Source organism: Micromonospora desertarenae, assembly GCF_056150265.1.
On sequence record NZ_JAXCFQ010000005.1, the window covers coordinates 205718 to 222425 of the forward strand.

Genomic DNA, 16708 nt, shown 5'->3' on the forward strand with positions numbered 1-16708 from the left:
CTTACTGGTTCTCGACCGGGCGGTCGGTCGTGCCGTCGCGGAAGCGGGTCACCGTCTCACGGGCCTCGTCACCCTCCAGCGGGGCGGCCGGCGCCTCGTTGATCCGGCGCTCGTCCTCCTTGCCGAGGAAGACCTGCTTGAACTCCGTGATGGCGGTGTCCAGCGAGGCGATGATGTCGTCGTCCCACTTGTTGTCGGCGATGGCCGCGAGGACGCCCTCGTGCTTGTGCCGCAGGTACTGGAGGAACTCCGACTCGAACCGCCGGATCTCGCCCACCGGGATGTCGTCCAGCTTGCCCTCGGTGCCGGCCCAGACCGAGACGACCTGCTCCTGCACCGGGAACGGCGAGTAGTTCGGCTGCTTGAGCAGCTCGACCAGGCGGGAACCGCGCTCCAGCTGGGCCCGGGAGGCCTTGTCCAGGTCGGAGGCGAAGGCGGCGAACGCCTCCAGCTCGCGGTACTGGGCCAGGTTGAGCCGCAGCGAGCCGGCGACCTTCTTCATCGGCTTCACCTGCGCGGCGCCACCGACCCGGGAGACCGAGGTGCCGACGTTGATGGCCGGCCGGACGCCCTGGTTGAACAGGTCGGTCTCGAGGAAGATCTGACCGTCGGTAATCGAGATCACGTTGGTCGGGATGAAGGCCGAGATGTCGTTGGCCTTGGTCTCGATGATCGGCAGACCGGTCATCGAGCCGCCGCCCATCTCGTCCGACAGCTTCGCGCAGCGCTCCAGCAGCCGGGAGTGCAGGTAGAAGACGTCACCCGGGTACGCCTCGCGGCCCGGCGGGCGGCGCAGCAGCAGCGACACGGCGCGGTACGCCTCGGCCTGCTTGCTCAGGTCGTCGAAGACGATCAGGACGTGCTTGCCGCCGTACATCCAGTGCTGCCCGATGGACGAGCCGGTGTAGGGGGCGAGGTACTTGAAGCCGGCCGGGTCGGAGGCCGGGGACGCGACGATGGTGGTGTACTCCATCGCGCCCGCCTCCTCCAGGAGGCCCTTGATCGAGGCGATCGTGGAGGCCTTCTGGCCGACGGCGACGTAGATGCAGCGGACCTGCTTCGTCGGGTCGCCGGAGCGCCAGTTGTCCCGCTGGTTGAGGATGGTGTCCAGGGCGACGGTGGTCTTGCCGGTCTTCCGGTCACCGATGATCAGCTGCCGCTGACCCCGGCCGATCGGGGTCATCGCGTCGACCGCCTTGATGCCGGTCTGCATCGGCTCGAAGACGGACTGCCGGGCCATCACGTTCGGAGCCTGCAGCTCCAGCTCGCGGTAGCCCTCGTTGGCGATGTCGCCGAGGCCGTCGATCGGCTGGCCGAGCGCGTTGACCACGCGGCCGAGGAAGGCGTCGCCGACCGGCACGGAGAGCACCCGGCCGGTGCGCTTGACGCGCTGCCCCTCCTCGATGCCGGCGTAGTCACCGAGGACGACGACACCGATGTCCCGGACGTCGAGGTTCAGCGCCACGCCGAGCGTGCCGTCCTCGAACTCCAGGAGCTCGTTGGTCATGGTCGAGGGGAGGCCCTCGACGTGGGCGATGCCGTCGCCGGCGTCGGCGACGGTGCCGACCTCCTCGCGGGAGACGTCGGACGTGTAGGAGGAGACGTAGCGCTCCAGGGCGCCGCGGATCTCCTCCGTCGAGATGGTCAGCTCGGCCATCCTCTGCTTCCTTAAGTATCAGGGGCCCGGGATACCTAGTACCGACCGGTCCGAATGGCGTCTATTCTCAGGCGCTGCGCGGCGGAGCCGCCTCAGCGCTTCGCGAGCGCGTTGCGGGTCTCGTTGAGGCGGCGCAGGACGGTGCCGTCGTACAGGTCGGAGCCGACCCGCACGCTCGCGCCACCGAGGACCTCGGGGTTCACCGTCTGCTTGACGGATACCTCCCGACCGTATATCGCGGAGAGGCTGGCGCCCAGTCGGCGCTCCTCCTCTTCACTCAACGGGGCCGCCACCGTCACGTACGCCACCTGCCGGTCGCGCCGGTCGGCGGCGAGCTCGACCAGCCGGGTGAGCGCCCCGGTGAAGGAGCGTCCCCCGAAGCCGGCGAGCGCGACCCCGACGAGGTAGCCGGTGATCGGTCGGGTCTTGCCGGTGAGCAACTGGTCGGCCAGGGCGGCCCGCTGCTTGACCGGCGCCATCCCGTCGGAGAGCGCGTTGGACAGCTCGGGCGAACCGGAGACGACCTGCCCGAAACGGAACAGCTCGTCCTCGACCTCCCCCAGCTCGCCGGCCGAGTCGGCGGCGGCCAGGAGCGCCTCCACGCCGAGCCGCTCGGTGCCGTCGAGCAGTTCCGACGGCGCCGACCACCGGCCGGAGACCAGCGCGGTGAGCAGCTCGATCGCGTCCGCGCCGACCTTGCCGCCGAGGATCCCGGTCAGCAGGGCGACCCGGTCCTCGCCGGAGCGGGCCGGGTCGGAGAGCGCCCGGCGCAGCCGCGGCTCCCGCCGCAGCAGGGCGGCGACGGAGAGGATGTCGTCGGCGGTGGTGGCCACCGCCGACGGCTCCGCGCCGCGGACGTACGCGTCGAGGCGCTCGGCCGCGATCTTGTACGACTCCCGGCTGGCGGCCTGCATCAGCGGGCCCCCGTGCTCTCGAGACCGCTCAGGAACCGGTCGACGGTGCCCTTGCGGCGCGCCTCGTCGGCGAGCGACTCACCGACGATCTTGCTGGCCAGGTCGACCGCGATGGTGCCGACCTCGGTGCGCAGCTCGCGCACGATGGTGGCCCGCTCCGCGGCGAGCTGCTCCTTGCCGGCCGCGATGATCCGGTCGGACTCCTCCCGCGCCTTGGCGAGGATGTCCTGCCGGATGCCCTCGGCGTCGGCCCGGGCGTCGTCCCGGATCTTGGCAGCGTCGGTACGCGCCTCGGCGAGCTGCGCGCGGTACTGCTCGAGCAGCTGGTTGGCCTCGGCCTGGGCGGCCTCGGCGCGCTTGATGCCGCCCTCGATCGCGTCCACCCGAGCCTGGAACGTCTGCTCCATGCGCGGGAAGACGAACTTCATCAGCACGAAGCAGAGAATCGCGAACGCGATGGAGCCGACCACGATCTCCTGCCAGACCGGCAGGATCGGGTTGTGCTCCGTCCCTCCCTCGGCAGCGAGCTGGAACATGGCAACCTCCCGGTCGAATGGCGGGATCAGGCCTGACCAGCCCAGACGAAGCCGAAGGCGACGCCCAGCAGGGCGAGCGCCTCGATGACGGCGAAGCCGATCCAGACGTAGGGCAGGGTCATCCGCGAGGACTCCGGCTGGCGGGCGGTCGACTGGATGTAGGCGGCGAAGACCAGGCCGACGCCGATGCCCGGGCCGATGGCGGCGAGGCCGTAGCCGATGGCGGCAGTGCTGCCGGTGACTTCGGCGAGAACGCTAGCGTCCATTGGTGTGGTTCCTCCTGGTTATCACGCGTGACGGTCACGCGGGACGACAACGGTTGGTGCGAGGTGGATCAGTGTTCGTCGGCGAGCGAGCCCTGCACGTAGCTCGCGGTCAGCACCGTGAAGACGTACGCCTGCAGGACGATCACCAGGAACTCGAGGAAGGTGAGCGCCACGGTCATCACCCACGACAGGACCGACACCGGCGCCAGCCAGGCGTTGGCGTTGAGCATCGCGAAGCCGCCGAGCGTGAAGACCAGCAGGATCATGTGGCCGGCGAACATGTTCGCGAAGAGACGGACGGCCAGCGTGAACGGCCGGAAGAGGAAGGTCGAAGCGAACTCGATCGGAATCAGCAGCGGCAGGATGTACCAGGGCGCCGGCGGGATGAGGGAGTTCTTGAAGAACTTGCCGGCGCCGTGGTGCCGGATGCCCGCGTAGATGAAGAGCACGTAGCTGATCACGGCGAGGATCGTCGGGAAGGCGATGTGCGAGTTCGGCGAGATCTGGAAGAACGGCACGATCGCGAAGAGGTTGGTCAGCAGGATGAAGCAGAAGAGCGTGGTGAAGTACGGCGCGAACCGCACCCCCGCGTGCCCGATCATGTCGACCGCGATGTTGTTCCGCACGAAGCCGTAGATCGACTCGGCCAGCCACTGCTTCTTCGTCGGCACCAGCTGCGGCTTCCGGTAGGTCGCCAGGAAGAAGATGATCAGAACGCCGACGGCCAGCCAGACCATCGCGGTGATCTTGGTGAACCAGTAGGAGTTCTCCGCACCCCAGGGCAGGATGCCGGGCAGGTAGAAGTCCTCCACGCTGGGTGGGAATGCTGCCTCGCCCTGAGCCAGAACGTTCGCCGCTCCGAACACCTGCGTCCCTTCCTAAGTAGGCGTGCCGAGTCGGCGGACGACCAGGATGATCCCCCCGGCCATGCCGAGCACGGCGCCGATCCCGAGGGCGATGCCCCCGGTGTCGAGCCACTGGTCGACCAGCCAGCCGATGAAACCCCACACCCCCATGCCCGCGATCAGGTACGCGAGCGCAGTCCAGCCCTGGCCGGCACCGGACGGAACGTCGTCCCGGTCGCCGCTGGGTCGGGGGGTTTGGTCATCAGCCATGACGGGGCGAACGATATCAGTCGGGAAGACGAGGCTGTGCCTCACCCCCCGCACAACCGTCGTTGTGTGGGCGTCGGGCGGGCAGGCGCGTCTGTGGGCACGCTACTCCCCTTCCGCCAGCCTGGAAATGACCGATGGCGGACACATTTCCGCGTCGTCCGAGGGGTGGGATTCCCGCGGTCAGCGAGTGCCGCGGGCATGCACGGCGGTGAGCCACCAGATGTGCACCCCGGTCCAGACCACGACGCCCGCGGCGATGCCCAGGCAGAGCGGGATCAGGCCGGCCCAGCCGGTCGACGCCACGGCCACCATCACCACCCCGAGCAGGGTGAACTTGGCCGCGTAGAGGCCGAGTCCGAAGGGGAGAACCAGCTGCGGGTTCACCGAGTCGGCCCAGGCCAGCACCACGGTGGTCAGGGTGTAGCTGGCCACCGTGACACCCACCCCGGCCGCCGCGCCGAGCGCCGCGTCGGCGCCGCCGGTGACCGCGCCGAGCAGCGCGGCCGCGGCGGCCAGCAGGCCGCTCGCGGCCAGCAGCACCGGCAGGTGGCGCAGCCGCCAGCGCCGGTCGGTCGCCGCGGCCGGCGCCGGCTCGCGCACCCCGGGCTCAGCCACGGGGGTACGCCGGGAACTCGGTGACCAGCTCGGTCACCTCGGACGCGATAGCGGCCAGCCGGTCGCTGCCGCCCGGATCGGCGGGATCGGTGCGCACCGCCCGGGCGATCAGCCCGGCGACCCGGCGCAGCTCGCCCTCCCGCATGCCCTGGGTGGTCACGGCGGGCGTGCCGACCCGGATCCCGGAGGCCACCATCGGCTTCTCCGGGTCGTACGGGATGGCGTTCTTGTTCAGCGTGATGCCGGCGGCGTCGCAGCGCGCCTCGGCGTCGGCGCCGGTCACCCCCACCTCGCGCAGGTCGATCAGGGCGAGGTGGGTGTCGGTGCCGCCGGAGACCGGGCGCATGCCCTCGGCGGCCAGCCCGGCGGCGAGCGCCTGCGCGTTGCGCACCACCTGGGTCGCGTACGCCTGGAACTCGGTCTGCGCGGCCTCGCGCAGCGCGACGGCCTTGGCCGCGACGGCGTGCATCAGCGGGCCGCCCTGGGTGAACGGGAAGACCGCCTTGTCGATCCGCTGGGCCAGCGACTCCCGGCACAGGATCATCCCGCCACGCGGCCCGCGCAGCACCTTGTGCGTGGTGGCGCAGACGACGTCGGCGTGCGGGACCGGGGAGGGGATGGCCTTGCCGGCGACCAGCCCGATGAAGTGCGCGGCGTCCACCATGAGGTACGCGTCGACCTCGTCGGCGATCTCCCGGAACCGGGCGAAGTCGATCAGCCGCGGGTACGCGGTCGCGCCACAGATGATCATCTTGGGCCGGTGCGCCAGGGCCAGGTCGCGCACCTCGTCGTAGTCGATCAGCTCAGTGTCCCGGCGCACCGTGTAGCCGACGGTGTGGAACCACTTGCCGGAGAAGTTCACCCGGCTGCCGTGGGTCAGGTGCCCGCCGTGCGGCAGGTCCATGGCGAGCACCGTGTCGCCCGGCTGCACCAGCGCCGCGTACGCGGCCAGGTTGGCACTCGCCCCGGAGTGCGGCTGGAGGTTGGCGTGCTCGGCCCCGAAGAGCTCCTTCGCCCGGGCGATGCCGATCTCCTCGGCCCGGTCCACCTCGGCGCAGCCGCCGTAGTAGCGCCGGCCCGGGTAGCCCTCGGCGTACTTGTTGGTCAGCGTCGAGCCGAGCGCGGCGAGCACGGCCGGCGAGGTGAGGTTCTCGCTGGCGATCAGCTGGAGGCCGCCGCGCAGCCGGTCCAGCTCGCCGAGCACCACCCCGGCGATCTCCGGGTCGGTGGCCCGGAGCTGGTCGAAGTCCGGCCCCCAGAAGGTGCTTTGCGCGGTGTCCACAGCGCCAGAGTCTATTGGGCCGCAGACTGGGGATCGTGAGATGCCTGGTCACCGGAGCCACGGGGTACATCGGCGGGCGGCTCGCGCCCCGGCTGCTGGCCGCCGGACACACCGTACGCTGCCTGGCCCGCAAGGCCGGCCGGCTGCGGGACGTGCCGTGGGCGAGCCGGGTCGAGATCGCCGAGGGCGACCTGCGCCGGCCGGAGACGCTGCCGGCCGCGTTCGCCGGCGTGGACGTCGCGTACTACCTGGTGCACTCGCTCGGCCAGGCCGGTTTCGAGGCGGCCGACCGGGAGGCGGCGGAGAACTTCGCGGCGGCCGCCCGCGCCGCCGGCGTACGCCGGATCGTCTACCTGGGCGGGCCGGAGCCGGCGGCCGGCCGGTCGGCCGGGTCGGCGCACCTGCGGTCCCGCGCCGAGGTGGGGCGGATCCTGCTGGACAGCGGGGTGCCGACCGCAGTGCTGCGGGCCGCGGTGATCATCGGGTCCGGCTCGGCGTCGTTCGAGATGCTGCGCCACCTCACCGAGCGGCTGCCGGTGATGGTCACCCCGCGCTGGGTGCGCAACCGGATCCAGCCGATCGCGGTCCGCGACGTGCTCCACTACCTGGTCGCATGCGCGCACCTGCCGCCGGAGGTCGACCGGGGCTTCGACATCGGCGGGCCGGACGTGCTCACCTTCCAGGAGATGATGCAGCGCTACGCCCGGGTCGCCGGGCTGCCCCGGCGGTTCATCGTGCCGGTGCGGCCGCTGACCCCGGCGCTCTCCTCGCTCTGGGTCGGGCTGATCACCCCGGTGCCGAACGCGATCGCCCGGCCGCTGGTGGAGAGCCTGGTGCACGAGGCGGTCGCCCGCGAGCACGACATCGCCCGGTACGTGCCCGACCCGCCGGCCGGGCTCACCGGCTTCGACCAGGCGGTGGAGCTGGCGCTGGCCAAGGTCCGCGACGCCGCGGTGGAGACCCGGTGGTCGAACGCGAGCGGCCCGGACGCGCCGGCCGAACCGCTGCCCAGCGACCCGAAGTGGTCCGGCGGCACCACCTACACCGACGAGCGGGAACGGGCGGTGGCCGCCCCGCCGGACGTGCTCTGGCGGGTGATCGAGGGGGTCGGCGGGGAGCACGGCTGGTACTCCTTCCCGCTCGCCTGGTCGGTGCGCGGCTGGCTGGACCGGCTGGTCGGCGGGGTGGGGCTGCGCCGGGGGCGGCGCGACCCGCACCGGCTCCAGGTCGGCGAGGCGCTGGACTTCTGGCGGGTGGAGGAGATCGTCCCGGGTGAGCTGCTGCGGCTGCGCGCCGAGATGCGGCTGCCCGGCCGCGCCTGGTTGGAGATGCGGGTGCTGCCCGGCTCCGACGGGCACAGCCGCTACCACCAGCGGGCGGTCTTCCTCCCGCGCGGCCTGTCCGGGCACGCGTACTGGGGGTCGGTGGCGCCGTTCCACGCGGTGGTCTTCGGCGGGATGGCCCGCAACATCGCCCGCGGCGCGGAGCAGCTGGCCGGGCCGGTCAGTTCCCGGTCCGCGCCCCGCTGACCTCGAAGGCGGTCGCCTCGCTCGGTGGCACGAAGTCGCGGATCGGCTGGTCGCGCAGGGCGAACGACATCAACTGGGCCACCGCGTCCACCATCCGGCTCTGCACCGCCTGACCCACCGCGTCCCGCGGGTCGTCCGGGTTGGCGGCGATGGCGGCGACCGCCAGCTGCGGGGTGAACGCCACCACGGTCTCCGTGGCGTACCGCTCCGAGCTGCCCGTCTTGCCGGCCACCGGCCGGCCCAGCCGGTCCCGGAGCCGGCTCGCGGTGGCTCCGTCGCAGCGGTTGTACATGGACTGGTCGCCGACCGGGCAGCGGGCCACGTCCGCCGCCGCGCGGGCCACCTCGGTGTCGAGCACCTGGCGGCAGTCCGGCTTGGCCGCGTCGACCGGGCGACCGGCCGCGTCGGTGATCGAGGTGACCGGCAGCGGCGCGCACCACGTCCCCTCGGCCGCCAGCGTGGCGTACGCGCCGGCCAGGTCGAGCGGCGTGGTGGTGGCCACGCCGAGCACGAACGGGCCCCAGGTCCGGGCGCCGTGGCGGGCCAGCCGGGCGTCGTCCGGGGCGCGCAGCACGATGCCGAGCCGCTCGGCCATCTCCACCACCCGGTCCGCGCCGACCCGCTCGGTCAGCCAGGCGAAGTACGTGTTCACCGACTCGCCGAAGGCGGTCCACATGTCGTGCCAGCCCTCCATCGACGGGCTGGCGTTCCGCGGGCACCAGTAGCCGTCGCAGCTCGCCTCGCCGGAGGCCGGGTACCGGGTGACGAAGCGGTCCGGCGAGTCGAACTCGGTCCGCAGCGGCAGCCCGGACTCCAGGGCGGCCAGCACCGCGAAGAGCTTGAACGTCGACCCGGCCTGGTAGCCCGAGATCGCCCCGCCGCCGGCGACGAGCTGGTTGACGGTGTTCGGGTGGTTCTTCTGCCCGGGCGGGTTGGCGTCCACCCGGTAGTTCCGGTTCACCGCCATCGCGAGCACCCGGCCGGTGCCGGGCTGCACCACCGCCGTCGGCATCGCCCGGCGGTCGCTCGCCCGGTAGATCCGGTGCACCTGCTCGACGGCGGCGCGCTGCACCGCGAGGTCGAGCGAGGAGACGATGGAGAAGCCGCCCCGGCGCAGCGTGCGCTGCCGCTCGTCGACGCTGGCGCCGAACGCCGGCTGGGCGTTCCACCAGCGGGTGAACCAGTCGCAGAAGTAGCCCCAGTCGTTGTGCCCCTCGGGCACCGCCGTGCAGTCGTTCGGCGTCTCGCTGGGGCGCAGCTTCAGCGGCTCGGCCCCGGCCCGGGCGGCCTCCTCGGCCGGCACCTGCCCCGCCGCCACCAGCCGGTCCAGCACGTACGCCCGGCGGCGCAGGGCGCTGTCCGCGTCCCCGTTGATCGGGTCGTCGGTGTGCGGGGAGCGGACCAGGCCGGCCAGCAGCGCCGCCTCGCCGAGGGTGAGGTCGGCCGGCGCCTTGGAGAAGTACCGCTTGCTGGCGGCCGCCACCCCGTACGCCCCGGCGCCGAAGTACGCGATGTTCAGGTAGCGGGCGAGGATCTGGTCCTTGCTCAACTCCCGCTCCAGCGCCAGCGCGTACCGCATCTCCTGGACCTTGCGGGCGGTGGTGATCTCGGTGGCCGCGGCGCGCTGCGCCTCGCTGAGCCGGGGGTCGCTGCTCAGCACGTTGCGGACGTACTGCATGGTCAGCGTGGAGGCGCCCTGGCGGGTCTCGCCGGATCCCTGGTTGACGGTGAAGGCCCGGGCCACGCCCCGCAGGTCCACCCCGCTGTGCTGGTGGAACCGGGCGTCCTCGGCGGCGACGATGGCCTGGCGCATCACCGGGGCCACCTCGGCCAGCGGTACGTCCACCCGGTCCTCCTGGTAGAAGGAGGTGATCAGGGTGGTGCCGTCGCTGGCGTACAGGTTGGACCGCTGGGCGGTGGGCGGGGTGCGCAGGGTGTTCGGCAGCTCCGCGTACGGCGCGGCGAGCGCCGAGAAGCCGATCCCGAACACCAGCGCGGCCGGCAGGGCCGCCGCCGCCAGCGCCAGGCCGGCCAGTACGCCGGCGATCAGGATGGTCAGCACTCGGTGCAGATGGGCCCGGGTCATCAGCTCTCCCCGCAGGAGCCGGATCGCGCTAGGACCCGTTCAGAATGACCCGAAACGCCCCTTCCGCCCCCGCGTTTCGGCAAACCCGCAGGAAATTCGCGAGGCGGACACCGCTCCCACGGCCGGACACACCACCGAGATGGTTGATCATGAAGTCGTCGACCCGCGCATCGGCGTGTCGGGTCAACAACTTCATGATCGACGGGTGGGCGACCCGGCAGGAGGTTAGGGCAGTAGGGCGGTGGCCAGGGGGTGGACGGTTTCCTCGATCTCGTCGGCGACCCGGCTGAAGCACTGGTCGCCCCGGCCCCACGGGTCGTCGAGATCGTCGGTGGGCAGCGGGCTGGCGCCCTGCCGGGCGGCGTGGGCGGCCTCGACCAGCGCCACCCCGCGGGCGTACACCGCCTCGCCGGTGGCCTCGGCCGGGGGCAGCGCGGCGGTGTCCACCGCGGCCAGCAGCCGGCCGAACTCACCGAGCACGAAGGTGCGCGCGGCGGCGTCCGGGCGCAGCGCCACCACGTACTCCTGCTGGTCGGCGGTGGCGGTGAGGACCAGGTCGGCCGCGTCGATGAGATCCGAGCGCAGCTTGCGGGCGGCGAACCCCTCGGTGCTGCCACCGCGGGTGGTGACCTGGCGGGCCGCCGGCGGGTTCATCTCCTCGCCGGCGTGCCAGCCGCCGGTGCCGGCGCTGTGGCTGTGCAGCAGTTCGTCCGCGCGGGCCGGGTCGACCCCGCGCCGGGACAGCCGTTGCGCGACGGCGAGGGCGAGCAGCCGCTCGGCCATCGGCGACCGGCAGATGTTGCCCATGCAGACGTGCAGCACGGTGAACGGGGGCACTCAGGCCACCTGGCTCTCGACGATGTCCGGCACCACGTCGCGCAGCTTCTCCAGCGGGATGGCGCCCAGCCGGAGCAGCTGCGGCACCTCGCCGGTGAGGTCCACGATCGTGCTCGGCACCGGGTCCGGGCAGGGCCCGGCCTCCAGGTACGCGCGCACCGAGTAGCCGAGCTGGTCGCGCGCCTCCTCGGCGGTGACCGCGGCCGGCTGGCCGGTCTTGTTCGCCGACGAGACGGCCATCGGGCCGGTCTCGCGCAGCACCTCCAGGGCCACCGGGTGCAGCGGCATCCGCACCGCCACCGTGCCGGTCTTGTCCCCGAGGTCCCACTGCAGGCTCGGCGAGTGCTCGACCACGATGGTCAGCGCACCCGGCCAGAACGCCTCGACCAGGTCCCGGGCCGCCTGGGGCAGCGAGAAGACCAGCCCGTCGAGGGTGTGCCGGGAGCCGATCAGCACCGGTGGCGGCATCTGCCGGCCCCGCCCCTTGGCGTCGAGCAGCGCCTTGACCGCGTACGGGGTGAACGCGTCCGCGCCGATTCCGTAGACCGTGTCCGTCGGCAGGACGACCAGTTCGCCGTTCTTGACCGCCTCGATGGCCGCAGCGATGCCGCGGTCCCGGTCGGCGGGCGACCGGCAGTCGTAGAGCATCACGAGGAGCCAGTCTGCCACGTCGCGCCGGTGAACCGGTGCCGACCGTCCGCCCGGCGGGACGCGGTGGCGAACCGGGGCCGGCCGGTGAGGTCCGGGTGGTCGGTGACGGCGGTGTACCGGCCGTCGGCGGCGAGCAGCTCCGGCACCGTCCGGCCGTGGGTGTCGTCGTGCTCGACGCCGAGCGCCCCGCCCGGCCGCAGCAGCGCCGCCGCCCGCGCCACCACCGGGCGGATCACCGCCAGCCCGTCCGGCCCGCCGAAGACCGCCTCCGCCGGGTCGTGCCGGGCCACCTCGGGCGGCACGGCCACCTCGGCCGGCACGTACGGCGGGTTGCAGAGCAGCACGTCCACCCGCCCGGCCAGCCCGGCCAGCAGGTCCGGCGCGGTGACGTCGGCCGCGACCACCTCGATCGGCCGGTCCCCCGCCGCGGCCCGCTCGGCCGCGTTGCGGCGCAGCCAGGGCAGCGCCGCCGGCGAGCCCTCCACCGCCACCACCCGGGCCGAGGGCAGCTCCTGGGCGACCGCGAGGGCGATCGCGCCGGAGCCGCTGCACAGGTCCACCACCAGCGGGTCGGCCACCGTGCCGGCCTGCTCGACGCCCCAGCCGGCGAGCAGCTCGGTCTCCGGGCGGGGCACGAACACCCCGGGGCCGACGGCCAGCTCCAGGTGCCGGAAGGCGGCCCGGCCGGTGAGGTGCTGCAACGGCTCCCGGTCCGCCCGGCGGGCGACCAGCGCCGCGTACCGCTCGCGCTGCGCCGAGGTGAACCCGTCGGCCAGGGCCAGCCGGCCGCGCGGCACGTCCAGCACGTACGCGGCCAGCAGCTCGGCCTCCGCCCGCGCCGCCTCGACCCCGGCCTCGGCCAGCACGCGGGCCGCCCGGACCACCGCCACGGACGGACGCTCCCGGTTCGTCTCTTCGGACGGGTGTTGCGGCACGATGGTCACGACATAATCATGAAGCGTCGCGGTTCACATTACGAGCGGGTGCGTGCGGACGCACACCGACAGGAGGTCGCCAGTGGGCTGGCTCGACCGGGTCACCGACCAGGTTGACGCCCTGAGGCAGTCCCGGGCGCTGCAGGAGGCGAGCCGGTCGGCCGAGGCGTACGCCGTGGTGGACCGGGTGATCCGGAGCACCAGCGACCCGTACGCCCGCGCCGACGCGCTGGTGCAGCGGCTCTCCGCACTGATCAATCTCGGTCGTACCGCGGAGTTCACCCGGGCCATCGAGGAGGCCTCCGGCGCGGTCCGCGACCTCGCCGAGCCCTACCTGCACGGGCACCTGAACGCGCTGGCCGCGCTCGCCGCGCACCACCAGGGCGCGCTGGACCGCTGCGTCACCCACCTGGTCAAGTCCGCCCGGGCGCTCAGCGCGGTCGACGACCCCGACCGGGACACCGCCTGGGGCTGGCACGACCTGGCGATGGCCTACTCCTACCTCAGCTTCCACGGCTACGCCCTCGGGGCCATCGAGCGGGCCCGCCAGCTCGGGCAGGTGGCCGGGATCCCCGAGGAGACGTTCGCCGCGCCGGGCATCCGGCTGCGCAACGCGGTGGCGCTGGACCACAACGGGGACAGCGACGGGTGCCTGCGGGTGCTCCGCGACGTCGCCGCCGACCTCGGCCGGTTCATCCGGGGCGGGCGGGCCGGGCGGCTGCGCCCGAGCAGCCTGGCCGCGTACGGTTACGCCGCCGCCCGGCAGGCGTCGCTGGGCGACCGGCTGGAGGTGGGCACCGACGCCGCCCCGGCCCGGCTGCTCGGCCACGGCGGGGACAGCGCCCGCGCCCGGGACATGCGCGAGCTCGGCCAGGTCTGCCTGGCCATCGCGGAGGGGCGGCCGATCGAGGCGGTCACCCGGCTGGAGTCGGTCCGGGTCTCCAGCGAGACGCTCGGCGCCGCCGAACCGGCCCGGCTGCGCAGCATCGCCCTGGCCCGGGCCGGCGACCACGCGGCGGCGCACCGGGCCGACCGGCTGGCGTTCCGGCTCGCCGCCCAGCGCAACGACCGGCTGCGGGACGTCTACATCGACGGCATCGCCGCCCGCATCGACCACGAGGAGATGCGCCGCGAGGCGGCCCGCTACGAGGGCGAGGCGCTGACCGACCCGCTGACCGGGCTGCCCAACCGCCGCCGCCTGGAGCGCTACATCGCCGCCGTGGTCGCCCGCGGCGAACAGGTGGTGATCGGCGTCTGCGACCTGGACGGCTTCAAGGCGGTCAACACCCGGCACGGGCACCACTCCGGCGACCTGGTGCTGCAACGGGTGGCCGGGGTGATCAACCGGGTGATGCGCCGGGGCGACTTCGTGGCCCGCTACGGCGGCGACGAGTTCGTGGTGGTGCTGCCCGGCGCGGGGATGGCCGAGGCCGCCGAGGTGGCCCGCCGGATCGAGGCCGCCGTGCGCACCGAGGACTGGGAGTCGCTGGTGCCGGGCACCCCGGTCGGGGTCAGCATCGGGTTCGCCGAGGTCTCCGGCTCGGGCGCCGGCCTGCGCGACGCGCTGGGCACCGCCTTCGAGATCGCCGACCGGGAGATGCTGCGCGCCAAGGCCCGTCCCCGCGCCTCCTGAGGCGGTTGCCCCCCGGGGTCAGCGGCGGGCGAGTTCGGTGTCGCCGGCCAGCCGGGCGGCCCGGTCGGCCTCGGTCAGGGCGTCCAGCACGCCGTCCAGGTCACCGGCGAGAGCCAGGTCCAGGTTGTACGCGGTGTAGCCGATCCGGTGGTCGGTGATCCGGTTCTGCGGGAAGTTGTAGGTGCGGATCCGCTCCGAGCGGTCCACCGTGCGCACCTGCGCCTTGCGGGCGTCCGAGGCGGCCGCGTCGGCCTGCTCCTGGGCCGCCGCCAGCAGCCGGGCGCGCAGGATCCGCAGGGCCTGCTCGCGGTTCTGCAACTGGGACTTCTCGTTCTGGCAGGAGACCACGATGCCGGTCGGCAGGTGGGTGATCCGCACCGCCGAGTCGGTGGTGTTCACCGACTGCCCGCCGGGGCCGGACGAGCGGAACACGTCGATCCGCAGCTCGTTCGGGTCGATGGTGACGTCGACGTCCTCGGCCTCCGGCAGCACCAGCACGCCGGCCGCGCTGGTGTGGATCCGGCCCTGCGACTCGGTGACCGGGACGCGCTGCACCCGGTGCACGCCGCCCTCCCACTTCAGCCGCGACCAGACGCCGTTGCCCCCCTCGGGCACGCCCTTGGTCTTGATCGCCAGCGAGACGTCCTTCACCCCGCCCAGGTCGGAGTCCTGGGCGTCGATCACCTCGGTCAGCCAGCCGCGCCGCTCGGCGTAGCGGGTGTACATCCGCAGCAGGTCGGCGGCGAAGAGCGCGGACTCCTCGCCACCCTCGCCGGCCTTGATCTCGACGATCACGTCCTTGGCGTCGTGCGGGTCGCGCGGGATCAGCAGCTCGGCCAGGCGCTCCTCGAGCGCCGGCAGGGACGCCGCGATGGCCTCGGCCTCGGCCGCGAAGGCGGGGTCCTCGGCGGCCAGTTCGCGGGCGGCGGCCAGGTCGGCCCGGGCCTGCTCCAGTTCGCCGGCGGCCTTGTGCAGCGGCACCAGCTCGGCGTAGCGCCGGCCGACCCGCCGGGCGGTGCCCTGGTCGGCGTGGATGGCCGGGTCGGCCAGCCGCTTCTCCAGCTCGGCGTACTCGTCGAGGAGGGCGGCCAGGCGCTCACTGCTCATGCTGCGGTTGCTCCTTCGACGCGACGGACCGGGGACATACGGACGGCGCCCGCGTCCGGCACGAAACCGGACGCGGGCGCCGAACGAGAAGTTACTTGCCCTTCTTGGCCTGAACCTTGGCGTACTTCTGCTGGAACTTCGCGACCCGACCGGCGGTGTCGAGCACGCGCTGCTTGCCGGTGTAGAACGGGTGGCAGGCGCTGCAGGTCTCGACGTGGATCGAGCCGCCCTTGGCGGTGCTGCGGGTCGTGAAGGTGTTGCCGCAGGAGCAGGTGACCTCGGTGGTCACGTACTCCGGGTGGATGTTGGGCTTCATGTCGCCTCGGTCCTCTCGTCGGTGGTCGCCGGGTCGCCGTCGCCACCCGCCGCTACGCGCGACGGACTCGGGCGTGAACCGGAACCGGTGGCCGATTGACCAGTGTGCCATGGGCGTACGCCGGCCCGGAAACCGGGCCGCACAGTGGGTCCGGCATCGACAACACCGGCCCGCCCCGTCGCATTCCCGCCGCCTGGCGGGGCATTCACCCTGAAGACCGCGCGGCGCGGCCGTGCCCCGAACGGGGTACGACCGGCGCGCGGCCCACCGGCCGGGCACCCCGCCGACCGGCGCTTGCGGCCCGCCCGTCCGAGCGAACGGAGTGAGTGATGGCTCGCCTGATCGCGACCCGGGGACTGCCCGCCTCGGGCAAGACCACCTTCGCCCGCACCCTGCAGCCCGGGGTGGTCCGGGTCAACCGGGACGACCTGCGCCGGATGCTGCACGGTGAGCGGCTCTTCACCCAGCGGGCGGAGTGGCAGGTGACGCTGGTGCAGCGGGCCCAGGTGGAGACGCTGCTGCGGGCCGGGGCGGACGTCTGCGTGGACGACACCAACCTGCGCTCCCGGACCCTGCGGGACTGGGCCGACCTGGCCGCCCGGTACGGCGCCGGGTTCGAGGTGCACGACTTCACCGACGTGCCGCTGGCCGAGTGCCTGCGCCGCGACGCCGAGCGGCCGGAGGCCGACCGGGTCGGCGAGGCGGCGATCCGCCGGCTGCACGAGCGCTACCTGGAGGGGCGCACCCTGCCGCTGCCGGTGCCGCAGGCCCGCACCGGCCGCCCCGCCCGGGTGCACCCGCCGTCCGCCGAGCCGCCCGAGATCGTGCTGGTCGACATCGACGGCACCGTGGCGCTGAACGTCTCGCGCAGCCCGTACGACATGACCCGGGTGGGCGAGGACGCGCCGAACCCGGCGGTGATCGCGGCGGTGCGGGCGATGCACGCCGCCGGCCACGGGGTGGTCTTCTGTTCCGGCCGGGACGCCTCCGCCCGGGCCGACACCGAGGCGTGGCTGGCCCGGCACGTGCGGGTGCCGTACCTGGCCCTGCACCTGCGAGCGATCGGCGACTCGCGGAAGGACTCGATCGTCAAGCGGGAGATCTACGAGCGCGAGATCCGGGACCGGTACCGGGTGGTGGGCGTCTTCGACGACCGCCAGCAGGTGGTGCGGATGTGGCGCGAGCTCGGCCTGACCGTCTTCCAGGTGGCCGAGGGCGACTTCTGACCC

General features: G+C 73.3%; 17 protein-coding genes. 3 read left to right on the forward strand and 14 right to left on the reverse strand.

The genetic code is table 11. From position 1 onward, the window contains the following. Position 1: 1 nt before the first annotated feature. The 8 genes from atpA to SM577_RS12610 all read right to left on the reverse strand — a co-directional run bounded on the left by atpA (position 2) and on the right by SM577_RS12610 (position 6385). Positions 2-1657, reverse strand: a complete 1656-nt coding sequence (gene atpA / locus SM577_RS12575) for a F0F1 ATP synthase subunit alpha (RefSeq protein WP_302919215.1) — start codon at positions 1655-1657, stop codon at positions 2-4. Between the two features lie 92 nt (positions 1658-1749). Continuing rightward, entirely contained in the window at positions 1750-2571 is an 822-nt protein-coding gene (locus SM577_RS12580; RefSeq protein ID WP_302919216.1) for a F0F1 ATP synthase subunit delta, read from the reverse strand. Next, positions 2571-3107, reverse strand: a complete 537-nt coding sequence (locus SM577_RS12585; RefSeq protein WP_302919217.1) for a F0F1 ATP synthase subunit B — start codon at positions 3105-3107, stop codon at positions 2571-2573. Before SM577_RS12585 ends, SM577_RS12580 begins: the two co-directional genes overlap by 1 nt. Before the next feature lie 26 nt (positions 3108-3133). After that, complete coding sequence (locus tag SM577_RS12590) at positions 3134-3373, reverse strand: ATP synthase F0 subunit C (RefSeq protein ID WP_302919218.1); 240 nt, start codon at positions 3371-3373, stop codon at positions 3134-3136. Positions 3374-3441: 68 nt separating this feature from the next. Next, positions 3442-4239, reverse strand: coding sequence for a F0F1 ATP synthase subunit A (gene atpB / locus SM577_RS12595; RefSeq protein ID WP_302919219.1), 798 nt, complete (start codon positions 4237-4239; stop codon positions 3442-3444). Positions 4240-4251: 12 nt separating this feature from the next. Next, positions 4252-4488, reverse strand: coding sequence for an AtpZ/AtpI family protein (locus SM577_RS12600; RefSeq protein ID WP_302919220.1), 237 nt, complete (start codon positions 4486-4488; stop codon positions 4252-4254). 180 nt (positions 4489-4668) lie between these two features. Further along, positions 4669-5103 carry a hypothetical protein gene (locus tag SM577_RS12605; RefSeq protein WP_302919221.1) on the reverse strand — a complete coding sequence of 145 codons (435 nt, stop codon included), beginning with the start codon at positions 5101-5103 and terminating at the stop codon, positions 4669-4671. After that, positions 5096-6385, reverse strand: a complete 1290-nt coding sequence (locus SM577_RS12610) for a serine hydroxymethyltransferase (protein WP_302919222.1) — start codon at positions 6383-6385, stop codon at positions 5096-5098. The genes SM577_RS12605 and SM577_RS12610 overlap by 8 nt, the downstream gene beginning before the upstream one ends. A 35-nt stretch (positions 6386-6420) precedes the next feature. Here SM577_RS12610 and SM577_RS12615 point away from each other — a divergent pair, with 35 nt between their 5' ends. Further along, positions 6421-7914, forward strand: a complete 1494-nt coding sequence (locus tag SM577_RS12615; RefSeq protein ID WP_302919223.1) for an SDR family oxidoreductase — start codon at positions 6421-6423, stop codon at positions 7912-7914. Here the strand turns inward: SM577_RS12615 and SM577_RS12620 are convergent. The 4 genes from SM577_RS12620 to prmC form a co-directional block, all read right to left on the reverse strand. After that, entirely contained in the window at positions 7889-10000 is a 2112-nt protein-coding gene (locus SM577_RS12620) for a transglycosylase domain-containing protein (protein WP_302919224.1), read from the reverse strand. The two genes, SM577_RS12615 and SM577_RS12620, sit on opposite strands and share 26 nt — an antisense overlap. A 225-nt stretch (positions 10001-10225) precedes the next feature. After that, entirely contained in the window at positions 10226-10837 is a 612-nt protein-coding gene (locus SM577_RS12625) for an arsenate reductase/protein-tyrosine-phosphatase family protein (RefSeq protein ID WP_302919225.1), read from the reverse strand. Continuing rightward, positions 10838-11485, reverse strand: coding sequence for an L-threonylcarbamoyladenylate synthase (locus SM577_RS12630; protein WP_088997429.1), 648 nt, complete (start codon positions 11483-11485; stop codon positions 10838-10840). After that, a complete protein-coding gene (prmC, locus tag SM577_RS12635) occupies positions 11485-12423 on the reverse strand; it encodes a peptide chain release factor N(5)-glutamine methyltransferase (protein ID WP_474587067.1) in 939 nt (312 codons plus the stop codon). Before prmC ends, SM577_RS12630 begins: the two co-directional genes overlap by 1 nt. A gap of 82 nt (positions 12424-12505) precedes the next feature. On the opposite strand from prmC, the gene SM577_RS12640 reads away from it, so the two are divergent. Beyond that, positions 12506-14056, forward strand: a complete 1551-nt coding sequence (locus SM577_RS12640; RefSeq protein ID WP_302919227.1) for a GGDEF domain-containing protein — start codon at positions 12506-12508, stop codon at positions 14054-14056. An 18-nt stretch (positions 14057-14074) separates the two neighbouring features. Here SM577_RS12640 and prfA read toward each other — a convergent pair whose 3' ends face one another. Then, complete coding sequence (gene prfA / locus SM577_RS12645) at positions 14075-15163, reverse strand: peptide chain release factor 1 (RefSeq protein ID WP_302919228.1); 1089 nt, start codon at positions 15161-15163, stop codon at positions 14075-14077. Between the two features lie 91 nt (positions 15164-15254). Continuing rightward, complete coding sequence (gene rpmE / locus SM577_RS12650) at positions 15255-15479, reverse strand: 50S ribosomal protein L31 (RefSeq protein WP_012184056.1); 225 nt, start codon at positions 15477-15479, stop codon at positions 15255-15257. Between the two features lie 329 nt (positions 15480-15808). On the opposite strand from rpmE, the gene SM577_RS12655 reads away from it, so the two are divergent. Continuing rightward, complete coding sequence (locus tag SM577_RS12655; RefSeq protein ID WP_302919229.1) at positions 15809-16705, forward strand: phosphatase domain-containing protein; 897 nt, start codon at positions 15809-15811, stop codon at positions 16703-16705. Positions 16706-16708 lie beyond the last annotated feature (3 nt).

What these genes read in the sequence shown, in the direction of transcription:
- atpA (WP_302919215.1), bottom strand. Translation starts at nt 1,657, where the DNA reads ATGGCCGAGCTGACCATCTCGACGGAGGAGATCCGCGGCGCCCTGGAG.
- SM577_RS12580 (WP_302919216.1), bottom strand. Translation starts at nt 2,571, where the DNA reads ATGCAGGCCGCCAGCCGGGAGTCGTACAAGATCGCGGCCGAGCGCCTC.
- SM577_RS12585 (WP_302919217.1), bottom strand. Translation starts at nt 3,107, where the DNA reads ATGTTCCAGCTCGCTGCCGAGGGAGGGACGGAGCACAACCCGATCCTG.
- SM577_RS12590 (WP_302919218.1), bottom strand. Translation starts at nt 3,373, where the DNA reads ATGGACGCTAGCGTTCTCGCCGAAGTCACCGGCAGCACTGCCGCCATC.
- SM577_RS12600 (WP_302919220.1), bottom strand. Translation starts at nt 4,488, where the DNA reads ATGGCTGATGACCAAACCCCCCGACCCAGCGGCGACCGGGACGACGTT.
- SM577_RS12620 (WP_302919224.1), bottom strand. Translation starts at nt 10,000, where the DNA reads ATGACCCGGGCCCATCTGCACCGAGTGCTGACCATCCTGATCGCCGGC.
- SM577_RS12630 (WP_088997429.1), bottom strand. Translation starts at nt 11,485, where the DNA reads ATGCTCTACGACTGCCGGTCGCCCGCCGACCGGGACCGCGGCATCGCT.
- prfA (WP_302919228.1), bottom strand. Translation starts at nt 15,163, where the DNA reads ATGAGCAGTGAGCGCCTGGCCGCCCTCCTCGACGAGTACGCCGAGCTG.
- rpmE (WP_012184056.1), bottom strand. Translation starts at nt 15,479, where the DNA reads ATGAAGCCCAACATCCACCCGGAGTACGTGACCACCGAGGTCACCTGC.
- SM577_RS12655 (WP_302919229.1), top strand. Translation starts at nt 15,809, where the DNA reads ATGGCTCGCCTGATCGCGACCCGGGGACTGCCCGCCTCGGGCAAGACC.